Source organism: Photobacterium gaetbulicola (genome assembly GCF_003025515.1).
GTDB classification, from domain to species: domain Bacteria; phylum Pseudomonadota; class Gammaproteobacteria; order Enterobacterales; family Vibrionaceae; genus Photobacterium; species Photobacterium gaetbulicola.
On record NZ_PYME01000006.1, the window covers coordinates 63,964 to 81,194 of the forward strand.

The following is a 17,231-nucleotide window of genomic DNA, read 5'->3' on the forward strand; positions in this document are numbered from 1 at the left end:
GTTGAAATGAGACTAAGCTCTAAGAGCCTATCCAAGCAGTTATAGATAGAACAATAGGAAAAGTTATGAAAAAGGCACTGTTTTTATTTTCAGCTTTAGCACTTATTGGATGTGATGATGAGGATGTGGTTAATACGCTTTCGGGCAATGCTGAAGTATTTGCCGTCACCGGGGCTGAAATTGCGGGAGCGCAAGGGTATACCAGTATTGAAAGCATCGAAAATACGTACCCGATCACTTTACCCGATGAGTTTCCCGCTGGCTCGGAAGCCGATTTGGATAACAAGTTGGGAACATTAGGCATAGATATAGATGATACTGACTGTGGTGTTATAGATACAAGAGGAGATGTTTGCTTTGGCGCGGGGAGCAATACAGTTTGCGTACCGGATGAAGTGACAAAGCTCGGCATCAAACTCTATACCATTGATATGGATGAAGTCAGGCGCGCGTACGATAATGGTTTCTACCCCAAACTGGCAGCTGACTTTTTAGGTGAGACCTACGCCAATTTTGATATTGAACGAGTTAGTTGTGCAAGCATAGGCTTATAGTTTCCAGCTAGTTCTTAACAAGCAAAGTGAGCTAACCTCAGGCTCGCTTTGCTTTTTTGTGGCTGTGTAATAAAAACAATGCTGCTCTTTCATTCTTGTCGTTATATTTTATTAGCCGCCTCGCAATTCATTCGTCCCCCTGACTACGTATTAATTCAGTTTGTTATTTTAAACAGATACCTACGGGATTAAATGGGTGAAAAATAATGAAAGGGATATGGGGTGGCGGCCTTGTCGGTTTATTGATGAGTATTTCAGCAATAGGACACGGTGCAGATATTGAAAGTTATGTTGTGGGTGGTACACCGGTCAGGCCGGGTGATGATTTGAGATGGATGGCATCTCTAAGAAATACGACAGCGGATACTTCACATTTTTGTGGTGGGAGTATAGTCAATGAGAGGTGGGTGCTAACAGCTGCCCACTGTGTTGTACAGGGAGATATCGGCAATGAATATACGGTGCCGCCGAATAATTTAGCGGTGATGGTCGGCACTTTAGGGAGTGAAGTGACTGATCCTTCAGACTTATATCAGGTTAGTCATGTAGTCGTACATCCTGATTATTCGCCCTATGCTGTAATCAGTATTACCGTGGATGATGACGGAAAAGAAATAAAAGAAGTCACTCAGTTAGCGCTGGATAATGATGTTGCATTACTTCGGGTAAATCGCTCTTTTCCATTTCCCAGGGTCAGCTCGATTAAACTAGCAAATAGTCAAGTTGCCCAAGGATTAGAGTCTAAATTAAGTGGCGAGTGGAATGAGGCAAGTCGACCAGAAAATGTAATGGTCTCTGGCTGGGGGTCAACAAAGAGTGATGGGACAGGTATATCTGATACATTGATGAAGGCTAATTTATCTTATCTGCCTATAGCTGACTGCTTTAATTTGCTGGAAAGAGGAAATGATGCACATTACGTTATTGATAGCCCAACAAACTTAACCAAAGTATGTGCTTTGCCACCTGATGTCTTGTTCGACCATACTGGTGCCCCCCTAAACTATGGCCCTGACTCCTGTAAAGGCGATAGTGGCGGCCCCTTGGTGGCAAAGAACTCTGACGGCGATTGGGTTCAACTTGGCATCGTAAGTGGCGGGCCTGTCGGCACCCCAGTTTGCGGTGCGTATCTTCGACCTGGATTTTACGCTCGAGTCGGGAATTACTACGAATGGATTGAGAAAAATGTGGGTACGATTCCTGAGGCGCCAGTGACGAATCCCGACTTTATCGAAGGAGGCAATAATGAGGGGGAGGGAGGAAGTGGTGGTGAGTCTGGTGATGGAAAAACGGACGAAGACTGTAATCCTAACGTGTCAGGCATCAGCCCGAATAATTGCGCGCTCATCGCTGATGGTGGGGGAGCAGTGAATATTTTCAGTCTTGTCTGTCTGTTGATATTGCTTTGTTGCAAAAAGCGGTATGATTGAGATTTAGTCCAAATGAATCAGCCACCCCAAAGGGTGGCTGATTTCGTTAGCGGCAGAATGTTACTGGCTCTTTCCCTTCTGCTAACTGGATATGTGTGACGGCTGGTTGGGTTTCTGCAATCACCTTGCCGCCACGTACTGAGTAGCGGACAGGGACTTGACGTCGTACTGCATCAAAACCACTTTCAGCTGGAAGGATAAGCAGATTACCCGGCTTACCCAGTTCGATACCGTAACGGTTTTGGATGTTCAGAGTGTGAGCAGAATTTGTGCTAATCAGATCCAGAGATTGATTGATCTGATCGTAGCCCATTACTTGGCATACATGCAGCCCCATGTGCAGAACTTGCATCATATTGGCTGTACCAAGTGGGTACCATGGATCAAACACATCATCATGCCCAAAACAGACGTTGATTTCAGATGCCAGCATCTCTTTTACACGGGTGACACCGCGCCGCTTTGGATAGTCATCAAAACGGCCCTGTAGGTGGATGTTCACCAATGGGTTAGCTACGAAGCTGATCCCCGACATCTTCAGCAGACGGAACAGGCGTGAGGCATAAGCACCGTTGTATGAGTGCATCGCCGTCGTGTGGCTAGCAGTGACTTTGTCACCCATTTCAAATTTATGGGCAAGTGCCGCTAGGGTTTCCACGAAGCGTGATTGCTCATCATCGATTTCATCACAGTGAACGTCGATGAGGCGATCATATTTGCGCGCCAGCTCGAATACATAATGAAGCGACTCTACACCGTACTCACGGGTAAATTCGAAGTGTGGTATTGCGCCAATGACATCGGCCCCCAGTTTGACTGCCTCTTCCAGAAGTTCTTTGCCGTTGGGGTAGGATAGGATACCTTCTTGTGGAAATGCCACGATTTGGATATCTACCCATTCTTTCATCTCTTCTCGAACTTCCAGCATCGCTTTTAGGGCGATTAGAGTTGGGTCTGATACATCGACATGGGTACGGACATGCTGAACACCATTGGCGATTTGCCATTTCAGGGTCTGTTTGGCACGCGCCTTCACATCTGCGATGGAGAGCATCGACTTACGCTCGGCCCAGCGCTCAATTCCTTCGAACAGAGTACCTGAAATATTCCAGTTAGGCTCCCCGGCAGTTTGAGTGGTGTCAAGGTGAATATGAGGTTCACAGAAAGGTGGTACCGCCATACCGCCTTCACCATCAATAACAGTGCCTGAAAAGTCAATTTGCTCCTCAATTGGCTTGATTGAGTGGAATTTACCTTCATTAATCAGAATCTGATGCAGGCCATCCTTGCCTTTGATAGTGACGTTTTTTATTAGCATATTTGAGGTTTGCATCTTAGTTGTCCTTACGCGTTACTTGCACAGGCTGTGGGTTCGCGATTTAGCACCGGGTTAAGAATAAGGTAACTGATAGCGCCACCTAGTACCGCATTGATTGGTACGACGCCAGGCAAGAAGTGACCGGCAGCAACACCAACCGCAACACCAATAATTGCGGCCCAGTTAACTGTTTTGAATTCGGCATTTGCGAAATCTTTGTAACGATGACGGTTTTTCAAGAAATCTGCAATGATAATGCCGCCAATTGGAGGAATTGCCGCCGATAAGAAGGTTAACCAGCCTACGAAGTTATTGTACAGCCATAGCGCACATAGTGTACCGATTAAACCGTTTGCCATCGAAAGATACTTGCTTGGCAACCCCGTCACGTTCGAGAAGCCTAGGCCAGAAGCGTAAAGGGCATTGTCGTTGGTGGTCCAAATATTCAGGCCAAGCACTATAATTGCTGGAATCAGCAACCCTTGCGCAATCATCACTTCAGAAATATCAGACTGACCGGTAGCCGCGGCACCCGCAGCGCCAAAGATGAACATTAGCGAGTTACCGATAAAGAAGGCAATCATGGTGACCATGACGGCACCCATAGGTTTTTTGCCGAAGCGGACAAAGTCGGCTGTTAATGTACCTGCCGAAACGAATGAGCCGACAACGAGTGCAAGGGCCGTTGAGAATTCGATTGGGTTTTCAGGAGTAATGGCCTTGAGTCCGTCGACTCCCCCTGTACTGCCTATCGCCTCAAGAACCGAGTATCCGCCCAGCAAAGCGATGGCAGGCACTGCTATCGCGGATAAAACCATCAAAGCGGAGATCCCAAAATATACCGTGGCCGTCATCAGCAAGCCAGAAACTAAAATCAGGATATTGGTATCAATGCCTGTGGCTTTTTGAACCGGGATCGCGAACATGGCGACACCAACGCCAAACCAACCGACCTGTGTACCGCCAAGCAGCAAAGATGGGAGCCATGAGCCTTTAGAACCAAAAGAGAATCGAGCAAGAAGATGAGTAGAGAGGCCAGAGGAGGCGCCGATGTAGCCGAGGAAAGAAGTGTAGATACCGAGGATGAGGTTACCAATAAGAACAGCGAGGAAGAAGTCATCAAAGGAGAGTCCGGTTCCTAGGGTTCCTCCTGTCCACATACTTGCTGAAAAGAAGGTTAAACCCAGCATTACCATGGTAAGTGAAACCACCCCTTTACGTGCCGATTTTGGCACAGGGCCAAGACTGTAGTTGTTGTCGCCTGCCATTGAAACACCTCAAACGTCTTAAAATAATTGTACTGATTTATAGCTAAACGGCGCGTATTTTAGTGAATAAAAAACTGCTGTCAAATGGGTTTTGTTGGTATTTTTGTTTTTATTGTTTAGTTGCAAATAATATTATTGTAATTCAGCTGCTTAGAATTATTGGTATGGTTGTCTGTAAAAAAAAGAAAACGTTTTTATGGTGATTGTTTGAGTTTTAAATTGCCATATGTGTATAAAAATAAGGAATCTATATCCTGCTTCGTGATTATGTCGATTATGTTTAAAGGTGGTGATATGAAAACGATTTCTTTTCGAGTATTTTGCTCTTTCTGGTCCGGGGCTAAAGATGAATACTCCTTTTTCTATGCTTTTGGTTGGAAAAATGGCTGATATATGGTGATTTTGTGTCGTAGTGGTTGTTTTTGGTGGTTTGTTTTGTGGTTTTGAGCCGGTTTCAGGGGAGGGAACTTAAGGTGGTGGCGTGGGGGGAATATTAAGAACTAGGCTGTGGATAACTTTATTATCCACAAAACTTGTGAGTAACTCTGTGGGAAATGGTTGGGGGCTAATAGCCATGCTGGCTTCAGTAAAGTCAAGCCTCAGTTTCATGAAAATAATATAAAAACTTAATGAAAAATAAAGGTTTTTGATGTGGCTCAATTTTGCTTTTCACTACTAATTACCAAACGGATGAACAGTATGTCTGCACGAATTTGTTGCGAGCGCCACAATCTTCTTGATTGAGTTGCATATAGGCATGATAATGCTGATTGAATGATAATGATTTTGATTAGTGTGGATTTTTGTGTCTAAAATTCTCGTTGTAGATGATGATATTGTTCTTTGTGAACTGCTTCAGGAAGTTCTTGAAGACGAAGGGTATGAAGTCCACTGTGCTCATTGTGGTAAAACTGGCCTGGCTTATTTAGAGCAGCTGCCGGTTGATCTCGTTCTTCTCGATGTTATGCTTCCATATATTGATGGCATGCAACTCGCGCGCAGGATATGCCAGCGTTTTGCGACACCAATAATTATGTTAACGGCATTAGGTGACGAAGCATCATTACTGGATGGCCTACAAGCTGGTGCTGATCATTATATGGCGAAGCCATTTAAAGTACCTGAATTGCTGGCTAGAATTAAAGCCACAATGCGTCGGGTTGGATTAGAAAAGCAGAGAAGCAGTAATTGCACCGCAGAAGTTGAGATTACTGAGCAACTAAGGCGAATACCTTTAACTGATACAGAAAGTGATTTGTTGGAGTATCTTGTTCGCCATAACGGTATTGTTGTTTCTAAGGCTGAATTACAAAAAGCCGTACTTAAGAAAGAATTGAGTCCATTTGACCGCAATCTTGACATGCATATAAGCAACATTCGTCGCAAAATAGTTCAATCAGGGTTGCCAAAGCAACATATAAAAACAGTAAGAGGCAAAGGGTATAGTTTCTTGGAAGTGATTGGGACTTGAATAAATAAAAGAGTGGCGCAAGAAGCGCCACTCTTCAGCTTTATTTACTATAGGAACTAGCAATATTGTCAATACGCTGGTTAGCTCGCATTGCTTCTTGGTACGCAGCATCTGATGCTGCACGAGCATCGTTAACTGCACCAGCCATTTGATCTTGCTGGCTTTGTAGTGCGCCTACCTGATCAGAGAGCATATCAACTTTATTGGTTAGTTGCTGCATTTGGTCAACTTCATCTGAGCTAGAACAACCAATAAGTGTTGCACTCAGAATAATACCGGTAAGGATAGATAATGAACGGTTCATTTTTCTTTCTTCTCCTTTGTTTGCCACTACAGACTGATTGTTAAAAGTTTCAGTCGGCAAGTTCATTATGGCAGAAGTTGCGCAAATTGCTGCTGAAAGTGAAGAAAGAGGCTGCTTTTTTTCTCTCAAAGATGAGAAAACCCGCCTGAGCGGGTTTATTTATGCGGTATTGGGAAATTACACCGGGACGTGTTCCTCGGCGAGAACGCGGTTGATGGCGTCGACCAGAATATTCGGGTTCAAGGTATGTTGTACTTTTTCAACCAATGTGCCATCAGCGCGAAGAAAATAAAAGTATGAGCTGTGATCAACCGCATATTCTAATGCTGACCCTTCCAGCTCCGTACGCATGTATAATACGCCATATTTTTCTGCCAACGCTTTTGTCTGATCGGCACTTCCTGTCATACCTATAATTTTTTTATGGAAGTACTGTGCATATTGGGCACTTTTCTCAGGTGTGTCGCGTTCAGGATCCAAGGTAATAAAAATTGGCCACAGCTTATCAATTTGCTGATCGTCAATTTGCTTGAGGGCCGCTGACAGAACGGCCAAGGAGGTCGGGCAAACATCGGGGCAGTGGGTATAACCGAAATAAATTACCCGAATACGCTGGTCATCAGGGTCATACAAGTCAACACTTTCATTTCCGCTCTTGAGCAAGTTGATAGGGGCACCAGTTTGAGGTGCAGGTGCTTGTCGATCAACAACAATGCTGGTGATAAGCCCGGCTGTCAGGGCTAGTGCGAGTATTATCCATTGATATTTCACTTCATCATCCTTACAGATATATAAACTGCTTGCTGTGAATTACTCGTCGCTGGAGTAATTTGACCAACCCAGGTCATTTCCTCTGATACACAAAATGGTAGCATCAACTCTCCTGAAAACTCATCAGTATCTGATTGACGGTGCAAAGACAGGCGATAAGTCCCCATCATCATTTCACTTCCTTCCAACGTCAGTTCGAGTGCCTTAGTGCTTGAAGGTAAGGAGGGCCAACTCACCTGGACTTTAGCGGGCTCCATAGGCTTGATGATATTTCGGTCCAGTTTAATGTGCCGACCTGCTATTTCACAGCCCTCTTTACCCAATGAACAGTATTGTGCTGACATGGCAGCTTTTTGGCCTGTTGAAAAATTCATCCAAGAAGCAGAAAGAGCAGGAGCCACATAATGAAAGAAGCCATAGCTGCTTGAAAAAGCCGCTAGGGCAAAGAAAACATATCTATAACGTTTTGTTCGTACCACTGGCTGTATCATCTGCCTCTATTACAAGTATTTGTGAATTATATCACTGGCTTGGTTAATGATTTCGAACAGATGTTGAATTTTGTGAGGAGGGTGATGGATGGGTTCGCCTTTGGCTGGTGTTGGTGTTAATCATGTGATGGTATGTTGGCAACTGTTTGTAAGGTTTAGAAAATCAGTTAATGGATTGAGCTTAGTCGCGCAATGTGTAATTGGGATCACTTTTTTAATATTATAAAAGGTGATGTATACCACAAAAGTATTATCTATTTGGAATAGTATCTTACTCATAAAGTTTATGATGAAATAAAAAACTACAAGGTAATGAAAATGAAGAAGAATGCTGTTTCAGTAGGTATGTTCTTAGCTGGTATGTGTTTGAGCTCAATGAGCTTTGCTGGCGATTTGCCTAATATCAAGATATTGGCAACGGGCGGTACCATTGCGGGGGCAGGCCAATCTAGCACCGAGTCAAACTACACATCAGGTAAGGTTGGGGTCGATGCGCTGATTGATGCAGTCCCTGAGATGACTAAGTTAGCAGACATCTCTGGTGAGCAAGTTGTCAGCATCGGTTCACAAGACATGAATGATGAAGTGTGGCTGACACTGGCAAAACGCGTTAACGAGCTTCTAGCAAAAGATGATGTTGACGGTGTTGTCATTACCCACGGTACTGACACTATGGAAGAGACGGCCTACTTCCTAGATCTGACAGTAAAAAGTGAAAAGCCTGTGGTGCTTGTAGGAGCAATGCGTCCGTCTACGGCGATGAGTGCTGATGGGCCGGTGAACTTGTACAACGCTGTGGTAACGGCTACGGATACTGAATCGGCTGGCCGCGGCGTATTAGTTGCAATGAATGATACAGTGTTCGATGCTCGCGATGTAACCAAGACCAATACCACATCAGTCAACACATTCCAATCACCAAATACAGGTGCATTGGGTTACATTCATAATGGTGACGTGAAGTATCAGCGCAGCCCAGAGCGCAAGCACACAACAGAAACCGTCTTTGATATTTCAAAAGTCGATAGCCTACCGAAAGTCGGCATTGTCTATAACTACGCCAATGCATCGGCACTGCCAGTGAAAGCCATGATGGAAGCAAACTATGACGGTATCGTCAGTGCTGGGGTAGGTAACGGTAATATGTACCACACCATTTTTGATGAGCTGGCTAAAGCAAGTAAAGACGGCACTATGGTAGTACGCAGTTCACGTACGCCTTCTGGTTCAACAACCTTGGATGCAGAGGTTGACGATGACAAATATGGATTTGTGGCTGCGGGGTCTCTGAATCCGCAGAAAGCCCGTATTCTACTAATGCTTTCTCTGACGCAAACTCAGAACTACCAAGACGTTCAGAAGATGTTCCAGTACTACTAAGCAACCTCTTTCGAGATAAGATAAAAATGATAAAAAGCCGCCATTTTGGCGGCTTTTCTGTCGCTATTTGTCTGCGACTTTTTCCAGTCCCCAGACTAAGCCGATTCCCAGCAGCATTGCAACGATGGCATAGCCAAGCAGGGCTGGTTGTCCTGTCACATGCTCAAAGCTGAAAGGCGATAGGTTTTGTTCAAGTAGAGGAATTTGTTCACCGCTGGAATTGGTGCGCCAAGTTAATGTCTCTTTCCATGGCCAAATTTTGCTCAAGGTACCAATCATCAAACCAGTAAGGAAAGTCAGCGCGATATCACGGTAGTTCCGCAATACCCACGATAGAACATGGGAGAAAGTCAGAAGACCAATGGCACAGCCACAGGCAAACAAGCCCAATGTAACAATATCCAGTGATTTTGCCGCACCAAGAATGGGTGCGTACATACCAAGTAGTAGCAGGATAAAGCTACCTGATATCCCCGGTAAAATCATGGCACAAATGGCGATAGAACCGGCCAGTAGGATGTTGAAGTAGGTCGGCTCCAATGTTAGTGGGTGCAAAACGGTAATACCATAGGCAAAAGCCGCTCCGGCGGTAACCGAGAGCAGGCGCGTTAAGCCCCACTTGCTGATCTGCTTGAACATATGGATCACCGAAATAATGATCAGCCCAAAGAAGAATGACCATAGAGGTATCGGATGGGTGTGGAGCATCCAAGTTATAAAACGGGCCAGGGTAAAGATGCTGGTCAGGATCCCCGACAGCAACAAGATCAGGAAGGTGCCGTTAATATGCTCAAAGGCAGCTTTGAACCCCTCTTTACGCCAAATGCCGATCAAGCTTGGGTTTACACGGCGAATGCTTTCAAGAAGTGTGTCGTAAATGCCTGTAATAAATGCGATGGTTCCGCCAGAGACGCCGGGTACGACATCAGCCGCTCCCATTGCCATCCCTTTTAGGAAAGTAAACACTTTGCTCATACTTTTCCGTTTGTTACCGATGAGAAATAAACTGGCGCTATTATACCTACAATGAGTGAAAAAAAAGTCTTTTCCTGCCAGCGCAAAATGAATTTGGACACTTTTTTGACTTTACGGTTGCTATCCTCAACCGATTAATGACGTCATTGGGCTAGATGATTTGAGTTCTTTGAAAAATAAACGCTTTTTAAAGTTTGCCGTGGTTGGTGCAGGTGGTTTCCTGGTTGATGTGATTGCCACATACACGTTATCGAGGTTTGTAGCGGTTGAGTTGGCAAGGGCGATTGCCTTTTGGATTGCAGCGAGTTCAAACTGGTGGTTCAATCGGCACTTCACATTTGACCAAGCGCTGAGTCGCCCTTCTGTTCAGCAATGGTTGCAGTTCTTGAGTGCATCTTGTGTCGGTTTTTTACCTAACTGGGGTTGCTACTGGTTGTTGATGAACACTGGTCTTGAGCAGGCCACCACTTCATTGATACCTATAGATAGTGCTATGTGGTGGCCTTACTTGGCGATGGTACCCGGGATACTGCTTGGTATGGGGGTTAATTTTATTCTGTCAGACCGTTGGGTTTTTCGTTTGCCTGTAATGAGATAGTCGCTGTGCAACCTTGATACTGATTGGTCTTGTGGTGAAGATGCCAGTGATATTTCCGGCAGATATCCGCGGCAATTAATAATCCCAAGCCATACCCTTTATGGCCTGTTTCGTTGCTTTTCAACCCGGTGCCAGTGTCTTCGACCATAATTGCCGATGGAGTCATCCTAATGATGACATGGCCTTGTTCCGTGAAGGCGAAGGCATTTTTAATAAGGTTACCCAGTAAGATCTTAAATGCATTCTCAGGCATTTTGATTTCTATTGGCTGAGGGGCTTCGACATACCAGTCAACATGCTTTCCCGAGAGTAATGAGGTATGAGCACTGGCTATTTCCTCGAGCTCTTTCCTGTCAAGCTGACGGCTGGAAATGTTATCCATATCCTCTTCTCGTGTCAGTGACAGCAAGGTGGTAACGAAATCGTTCATTTCAGAAGTGGCTTGCTCGAGGCGCTTTTGTTGTTTAGCAATGAATGCAGGATCATCCGATTGCCCCAACAGTGATGTTGCACCTTTCATGACCATCAGTGGCGTACGTAATTCGTGGCTGGCATAGCGGTTGAAAGATCGTTCACGATTGAGCAATTCATTTATCTGGTTGACATAGAGGTTAAAGCTATCGACCAGTTGCAGGACCTCGCGGGAATTGATCCCAGATGGAGGGGCGATTGGGGATAAATCACCGGCGTTACGTGAATCAATATCATTGGCCAACTGGGTTAGCGGGTTTGTCAGTCTTGCAGAGGCTTTGAGCACAACCACAAAACTGACGACAAGCAGCAGAATCGAAATGCCAAGTTGCTTTAGTTGATTGAGGAAGACCTGCTCTTCGCTTATTTCGTAGATGTAATCTGAAAATAACAAATAGAGGGTTTTGTCGGTCTTGTTGTCGGTGATACGGGTCTTCATGGCGAAGTATTCGGTGTCATCAGCGCCTTGACTCCTGATTTCAAAAGCTTTGTCCCATGGGGTATTTTCAGGGAAACGGACTTGCGGAGGGAGCAGCTTAGGATCCAGGTAAGCATGGGTAAAAGGGGGGATAGCAAATTGTGTGATGTTGCTCTGCTCCTGCAATACTTCTTCGGCAACGGCTTTAGCATGCTGTAGCCTGTTATTGGCGTTAATTTGTTCAAAATCTTCCAAAGTGGCATCAAGCAGGGAAAAGTGCAGGGTGATGATGGCAAAAGCGATGATCGAAAAATAGGTTACCGTCAGCTGCTTGGCACTCTTCACGGTTTTCAATTGTTGCTTCACAGTTCATCCTCATCAACCAATTGGTAGCCCACCTTAGGGACATTTTTGATATATGCACGCTTGAAGGGTTTATCGATTTGGTGGCGTAATTGGTAGATATGGCTTCTCAGTACATTACCTTCAGGCTCATTGTCGCCCCACAAGGCCGCTATTAATTCCTGCTTGCTCACGACCTTAGGTGCCTTGATCATTAGCAACTTGAGGATAGTAAACAGGGTTGGGTTAAGGGCAAAGCTGCAGTTTCCTCGCTCGACCGTATGCGAGCTTAGATCAAGAGTCATTTCGCCAAAACTCAGTTGGGCCAATGCCGTTTCTCCCATGCGACGGCGGGTAAGTGCTTTGATACGGGCTTCTAAAATATCCAGATCAAACGGTTTAACCAGATAATCGTCTGCCCCATGGGAAAAACCTTCTAAGGTATCTTCGCGGGTATCTCGGGCCGTTAGCATTAGGATCGGCGTATCAATGCCACGCTCTCGTAATTTTTGACACACTTGGAAGCCATCCATCTTATGTAACATAACATCAAGGATAATAAGGTCGTAATGATCGCTGCTACCAAGCTCAAAGCCGTGTTGGCCATTGCTGGCATAATCAAGTGTGTAGCCTTTTAGTTCAAAGAAATCAAAAATGACGCCAGCAATATCTTGATGATCTTCAACCAATAGTAATTTCATGAAGGTACCTAAACAAAATGAAAGAAGCGGTATCCTAGTAGAATGACCCTCTGCGTAACACATTATCATGGACAACAATGAGTGAAAAAAGTGTCAATGACCTTTTTCTGACATGCCTTTTAATACCCTAGTGCTCACTAGTTTTCTTATGCCATTTTGAGGTGAGCGATGTCTTCCATTACGGTTTTGTCCCAGCACAGGGAGCGGCAGTCATTTTTTAGGCAACAAACCCCGTTCATTACAGTCATCATTCCCATGTACAACGAGCAGGAGGTCATCAGCCGTTGCCACCATAGGGTGAGCAAAGCGCTGGATGAATTAGGCAAACACTGCGAAATCATTTATGTCGATGACGGTAGCACTGACAGCAGCTGGAAAAAAGCCAGTCACCTCCGTAGCGCTTACCACAGTGTGAAATCAATTCGCCTTAGCCGAAATTTTGGCAAAGAGGCCGCAATGAGTGCGGGATTAAAGGCGGCGACAGGGGAAGCGGCGGTGTTAATTGATGCCGATTTACAAGATCCTCCTGAGTTGATCCCTGAGATGGTGGCCCAGTGGCAAGCTGGATACGATGTCGTTGATATGCAGCGCGGCAGCCGCCAGGGAGAGGGATGGCTCAAGCGTTTTACCGCTGCGGCTTTTTATCGGTTAATTAACCGACTCAGTGATATTCCTATACCAGAGAACGTCGGGGACTTTCGCCTGATTAACCGTCGCGTTATTGATGAAATCAATAAACTTCCAGAACGAACTCGGTTCATGAAGGGTTTATTTGCCTGGCCGGGTTTTAAGCGGATAACGCTTCAATTCGACCGAGATCCGCGCTTGGCGGGTGAAACAAAATGGAATTACCGTAAGCTGATGCATCTTGCATTTGAGGGGATTACCTCATTCAGTACCCGGCCATTACGCATTGCAACAGGGGCGGGACTGATTACTTCCTTTTCCGCCATGCTTTTGGCGATGATTGTTCTTGCAAAAACCTTACTCTGGGGTGATCCCGTTGCCGGTTATCCATCCATGATGATTGTTGTTCTGCTGGTTGGCGGGGTACAGCTGCTGTCCATCGGTTTGATGGGGGAATATGTAGGCCGCTTATTTATTGAGGCCAAGCAGAGACCGCTGTTTGTTGTGATGGAAGAGAAACAGACCGTGCCTTCTGTTGTTCCAGAGGAAGTTCAGGCATGACTCAGTACTCGCAAGCAAAGCTATCTTTGACCCACTATGCCATATTGCTTACCGTTGGAACGGTACTTGTCAGGTTAGCGACCTTGGGCTTTTATCCGCTGATGGATACCACGGAAGCCCGTTATGGTGAAATGGCGCGAATCATGAGTGAGACAGGCAACTGGATCACCCCGATGTTTGACTATAACGTGCCTTTCTGGGGAAAGCCTCCGTTGTTTTCCTGGCTGAGTGCTGGTGGATTTGAGCTGATGGGAGTGAATGAGTTCGCGGCTCGGGTGCCCCATCTTGCGGTTGGAATTGCGATATTGATCATCACTTGGCTACTAGCTGCAAAAGTACGGACAAAGAATGAGGCATGGCTGGCTGTCGCTATTTTATCTACAACCACCGCATTTATTGTCATATCAGGCGCTGTTATGACCGATACTGCCCTGACGTTTGCGGTGACCATGAGTATGGTCAGCTTTTGGTTGGCCTGGGAAAAAGCCAGTCGACTATGGGGGTATCTGTTCTTTGTTGGCTTGGCCATCGGGATGCTGGCAAAAGGACCGCTGACACTGGTGCTTGTGGGGATAAGCTTGGTGATGTGGCTGGCTCAGGAGCAAAGATGGCGCCGTATCCCTTCATGCTTACCTTGGAAAGGGGGGGTAGTTGTCTTCCTAGTTATTTCTTTGCCATGGTACATCCTGGCTGAATGGAAGACGCCGGGTTTCATTAATTATTTTATTGTTGGTGAACATATCAAGCGTTTCGTCGTTAGTGGGTGGGAAGGAGACTTGTACGGCTCAGCCCATGACGAAATAAGAGGGACTATCTGGGTATTCTGGTTTTTAGCCGCCTTGCCATGGGCGCCAGTTTTGCTCTATCAGATCATCCGTTTATTCCGTGAGGGGGGAGAGGTCGTTCAAAGTTCCGAGGGTTATATGGGTTACCTGTGGTGCTGGATGCTGTCCCCAATGCTGCTTTTCACTATGGCGGGTAATATTTTGCCTAGTTACGTGATGCCGGGTTTGCCTGCTCTTGGCTTATTGGTCGCGGGCTACCATAGTCAAAGGCCACTTTCTGACAAGGTCTTCAAGTTCGGTTTGATTACTCCCGGGCTGTTAGTAGTTGCCACGATATTATTGGCCAATAACTTAGCCGGGAAAGAATCAGAGAAAGTATTGCTTTCTCAGTGGGTAAAGCAGGTAGAAAAAGAAAATAGCGAATTGATTTATATCGACAAGCGACCTTTTTCAGCGCAGTTCTACTCTGTTGGAAAAGCAAAACTAAACCAAGCCCCTTTGCCGACTTTATTGGCGGAACCTGCGGAAGATGTATTTTTTGTGGTGGAGAAAGGGCGACTCCCACCTGGCTTTTTGTGGGATAAATCGCGATGTGAATTACGGGCCGAGTCGAACAAGCGACAACTGGTGCACTGTAATGCGGGATAGTATGCGCTACTGAGCAGTCTTTTGTTCGATATTTATGATGAAAAATTGTCTGGGTCGCAGATTACGCAGTCAGTAACTGGCGGTTTTGTAAACTGTGACATGTGAAGAAAAGCCCAAATATAAATTATGGAATGATGACTTCAGTGAAATAAAAATGGAGTCTGATTATGTACCGTGATTTATTAGAAATCCCTGCAGAGCATCAGTTTATCCGTACTGATATGAAGTGGGATATAGGGAAAAAACAGGATATTGATACTTTTTGGTATGATGAGAAAAACCCAGTCGGCGACGTAATTGCAAAGTATGTTGTCAAAGTGACGAAGTATATCTATCCACCAAAGAAATCAGATATTAGCTTTCAGAAGTATTCTGCTGACGCCTTGTCATTATTGGCTGAGGGCGAATTGAAGTAGTGAAGGTGCTAATACTGCAGTGAACAAGATAGTGGCCATAGTGCCACTTCTTTTATTTGGTGGTTGGGGTTTAGTCAGTGGTTTTGATTTTGAATGACTATGCCGGCCTGAAAACAGGGGTGCGATCAACTGTTGTACGTAAAAATTGCTAGCAGGGTGTGACCAATATCAAGGAATGTATGCTGCTGCTATCAACTCTGTTGAATAAGATTTGTCTGAGGAATACACTTAGCGAGTAACAAGTTAAATGGAGTTTAATTTCAAAATGATACCGCTAGATTCCACACTCAGAGTGGTCAGACCAACAGATAACGTAACCCAAATTGCAGCGATGTACCAACAGGCACTCGGCTTTGATTTATTGAAGCAATTTGAAGATTATGATGGTTTCGATGGTGTCGTTCTGGGGCATAAGAAGCATCCATATCATATCGAGTTTGTGCACAAGATTGGCTCGGAAGTGGGGACGGCCCCTAGTAATGAGCACCTATTGGTTTTCTATGTAGATTGTAGCCAGGCTTGGGAACGGGCTTGCAGGCATATGATCGATGCAGGTTTTTCGGTAGTCGAGTCAAGTAATCCTTACTGGGAGCAGGTTGGTAAAACCTTTGAAGATATCGACGGCTATCGGGTCGTACTGCAGAACCGAGATTGGGATTTCTAAGTTTCTGGTATTTTGACCAGTAGCAAAGCTCAAGTTGAAGAACTTGAGCTTTTTTAATTCATGGCGCAGTGCTTAATGATTCCGGCCAGAAAGCGACTGATAGGCGGATTTGAACATCAATGTAAAACCTGCCTGGGTGAGCTCTTTGGCTGAGATCTCTGCTTCTTCAAGTCTACGATAGCACTCATCTAATGCGAGAAGTACTGTATCCACCTGATTATTCTCTAATTGTTGTAGTTGCATAACATCATTCCCATCAAGATAGCTTGCTGATTAGGCATTTCGAAATCCTCAGCATTCCATAAAAGCATACGATTGCGAACATGAATGAAATCTGAATAGTGCATCCCGTTCTCTAGCTGGTGCAATAAAGTTTCGACGAAGATCATATATGTTGCGCGTAAGCAATCTGTCATAGGACTGTCAGGCCTTTGTCATAAAGAGATTGGCATAAGAAGGAGTTGCGCAATTTCAGAGGGGGCGAAATTGCGCGTCTAAATCGAAGGTTGGTTAAGCTCAGTAATTTTTGTCAATTTCTTCTAGCTTGTGAACAAATTCCTGGATCTGAGCTTCGTTATTATTGTGGAATTCAGTCGTTGTTTGGTTGATGACCGATTCGGGATCTTCATTCATGGTATGAAAGTGGTAGGTATTGTGGAAATTGATATCGAGGGTAACTTTATCGTCAGATAAACTGACGCTGTAGCCATCAGGTGACTCAGTACACTTAATATCTTCAAGTTGGCTGCCAAACTCAATGGTTTTACCTTGGCTCTTAATTTTCTCGTAGACACTGAGCAGGGTGCGTACATCGACTCTGTTTTTCATTTCGACCTCCATCATGCAACTAAGATGCATGTTCATGCAGGTTTTCTGTCAGGCATGAACAAGTAGACAAAACGAAGTTTTCCTACCTTAAATTTAGGCGTTTACTGAGAGACTGCAAAAGAAGTCAAAAAAGGATTAATCTAGATCAACGACTAGTTACGATGAGCTTCACATTATTGAATTTTAAACAAAATGAAAATGTTGCAAATT

General features: G+C 45.1%; 19 protein-coding genes. 9 read left to right on the forward strand and 10 right to left on the reverse strand.

Features of this window, described 5'->3' with window-relative positions; all coding sequences use genetic code 11:
• The first annotated feature begins 65 nt into the window (after positions 1-65).
• A complete protein-coding gene (locus C9J03_RS06885; protein ID WP_044621203.1) occupies positions 66-554 on the forward strand; it encodes a hypothetical protein in 489 nt (162 codons plus the stop codon).
• Between the two features lie 206 nt (positions 555-760).
• Positions 761-1,984 carry a S1 family serine peptidase gene (locus C9J03_RS06890; protein WP_052829626.1) on the forward strand — a complete coding sequence of 408 codons (1,224 nt, stop codon included), beginning with the start codon at positions 761-763 and terminating at the stop codon, positions 1,982-1,984.
• Positions 1,985-2,030: 46 nt separating this feature from the next.
• On the opposite strand, the gene C9J03_RS06895 is transcribed toward C9J03_RS06890, so the two are convergent.
• The gene (locus C9J03_RS06895) at positions 2,031-3,317 is read right to left on the reverse strand and encodes a cytosine deaminase (protein ID WP_044621202.1); all 1,287 of its coding nucleotides are present in this window, start codon (positions 3,315-3,317) and stop codon (positions 2,031-2,033) included.
• A gap of 11 nt (positions 3,318-3,328) precedes the next feature.
• Complete coding sequence (gene codB / locus C9J03_RS06900; protein ID WP_044621201.1) at positions 3,329-4,570, reverse strand: cytosine permease; 1,242 nt, start codon at positions 4,568-4,570, stop codon at positions 3,329-3,331.
• 805 nt (positions 4,571-5,375) lie between these two features.
• Here codB and C9J03_RS06905 point away from each other — a divergent pair.
• Complete coding sequence (locus C9J03_RS06905; RefSeq protein WP_044621923.1) at positions 5,376-6,041, forward strand: response regulator transcription factor; 666 nt, start codon at positions 5,376-5,378, stop codon at positions 6,039-6,041.
• 40 nt (positions 6,042-6,081) lie between these two features.
• On the opposite strand, the gene C9J03_RS06910 is transcribed toward C9J03_RS06905, so the two are convergent.
• The 3 genes from C9J03_RS06910 to C9J03_RS06920 are packed head-to-tail and all read right to left on the reverse strand — an operon-like array spanning position 6,082 to position 7,607.
• Positions 6,082-6,474 (reverse strand): Lpp/OprI family alanine-zipper lipoprotein, encoded by a 393-nt coding sequence (locus C9J03_RS06910; RefSeq protein WP_420812999.1) that lies wholly within the window; start codon positions 6,472-6,474, stop codon positions 6,082-6,084.
• 48 nt (positions 6,475-6,522) lie between these two features.
• Complete coding sequence (locus C9J03_RS06915) at positions 6,523-7,116, reverse strand: SCO family protein (RefSeq protein ID WP_044621200.1); 594 nt, start codon at positions 7,114-7,116, stop codon at positions 6,523-6,525.
• A complete protein-coding gene (locus tag C9J03_RS06920; RefSeq protein WP_052829625.1) occupies positions 7,113-7,607 on the reverse strand; it encodes a hypothetical protein in 495 nt (164 codons plus the stop codon). Before C9J03_RS06920 ends, C9J03_RS06915 begins: the two co-directional genes overlap by 4 nt.
• A 318-nt stretch (positions 7,608-7,925) precedes the next feature.
• Here C9J03_RS06920 and ansB point away from each other — a divergent pair, with 318 nt between their 5' ends.
• Entirely contained in the window at positions 7,926-8,987 is a 1,062-nt protein-coding gene (gene ansB, locus C9J03_RS06925) for an L-asparaginase 2 (RefSeq protein WP_044621199.1), read from the forward strand.
• Between the two features lie 63 nt (positions 8,988-9,050).
• Here ansB and C9J03_RS06930 read toward each other — a convergent pair whose 3' ends face one another.
• Entirely contained in the window at positions 9,051-9,962 is a 912-nt protein-coding gene (locus C9J03_RS06930) for a polyprenyl-phosphate transporter (protein ID WP_044621198.1), read from the reverse strand.
• Between the two features lie 169 nt (positions 9,963-10,131).
• Here C9J03_RS06930 and C9J03_RS06935 point away from each other — a divergent pair, with 169 nt between their 5' ends.
• Positions 10,132-10,560: a GtrA family protein gene (locus C9J03_RS06935; protein ID WP_082060481.1), complete on the forward strand. Its 429-nt coding sequence runs from the start codon at positions 10,132-10,134 to the stop codon at positions 10,558-10,560.
• On the opposite strand, the gene C9J03_RS06940 is transcribed toward C9J03_RS06935, so the two are convergent.
• Together C9J03_RS06940 and C9J03_RS06945 are read right to left on the reverse strand one after the other, a co-directional pair.
• The gene (locus C9J03_RS06940) at positions 10,514-11,815 is read right to left on the reverse strand and encodes a sensor histidine kinase (RefSeq protein ID WP_231580584.1); all 1,302 of its coding nucleotides are present in this window, start codon (positions 11,813-11,815) and stop codon (positions 10,514-10,516) included. The two genes, C9J03_RS06935 and C9J03_RS06940, sit on opposite strands and share 47 nt — an antisense overlap.
• Positions 11,812-12,492 (reverse strand): response regulator transcription factor, encoded by a 681-nt coding sequence (locus C9J03_RS06945; protein ID WP_044621197.1) that lies wholly within the window; start codon positions 12,490-12,492, stop codon positions 11,812-11,814. The genes C9J03_RS06940 and C9J03_RS06945 overlap by 4 nt, the downstream gene beginning before the upstream one ends.
• A 168-nt stretch (positions 12,493-12,660) precedes the next feature.
• Between C9J03_RS06945 and C9J03_RS06950 the strand changes: the two genes are divergently transcribed.
• The 4 genes from C9J03_RS06950 (at position 12,661) to C9J03_RS06965 (ending at position 16,193) form a co-directional block, all read left to right on the forward strand.
• Complete coding sequence (locus C9J03_RS06950; RefSeq protein ID WP_044621196.1) at positions 12,661-13,680, forward strand: glycosyltransferase family 2 protein; 1,020 nt, start codon at positions 12,661-12,663, stop codon at positions 13,678-13,680.
• The gene (locus C9J03_RS06955; protein WP_044621195.1) at positions 13,677-15,113 is read left to right on the forward strand and encodes an ArnT family glycosyltransferase; all 1,437 of its coding nucleotides are present in this window, start codon (positions 13,677-13,679) and stop codon (positions 15,111-15,113) included. Before C9J03_RS06950 ends, C9J03_RS06955 begins: the two co-directional genes overlap by 4 nt.
• Positions 15,114-15,280: 167 nt before the next feature.
• Complete coding sequence (locus tag C9J03_RS06960; protein ID WP_044621194.1) at positions 15,281-15,529, forward strand: hypothetical protein; 249 nt, start codon at positions 15,281-15,283, stop codon at positions 15,527-15,529.
• A 265-nt stretch (positions 15,530-15,794) separates the two neighbouring features.
• On the forward strand, positions 15,795-16,193 hold the full coding sequence (locus tag C9J03_RS06965) for a VOC family protein (protein ID WP_039461031.1): 399 nt from the start codon (positions 15,795-15,797) through the stop codon (positions 16,191-16,193).
• Positions 16,194-16,265: 72 nt separating this feature from the next.
• Here C9J03_RS06965 and C9J03_RS26650 read toward each other — a convergent pair whose 3' ends face one another.
• Entirely contained in the window at positions 16,266-16,436 is a 171-nt protein-coding gene (locus C9J03_RS26650) for a hypothetical protein (RefSeq protein WP_162845547.1), read from the reverse strand.
• A 273-nt stretch (positions 16,437-16,709) separates the two neighbouring features.
• On the reverse strand, positions 16,710-17,021 hold the full coding sequence (locus C9J03_RS06970; protein ID WP_039460922.1) for a DUF3081 family protein: 312 nt from the start codon (positions 17,019-17,021) through the stop codon (positions 16,710-16,712).
• Positions 17,022-17,231 lie beyond the last annotated feature (210 nt).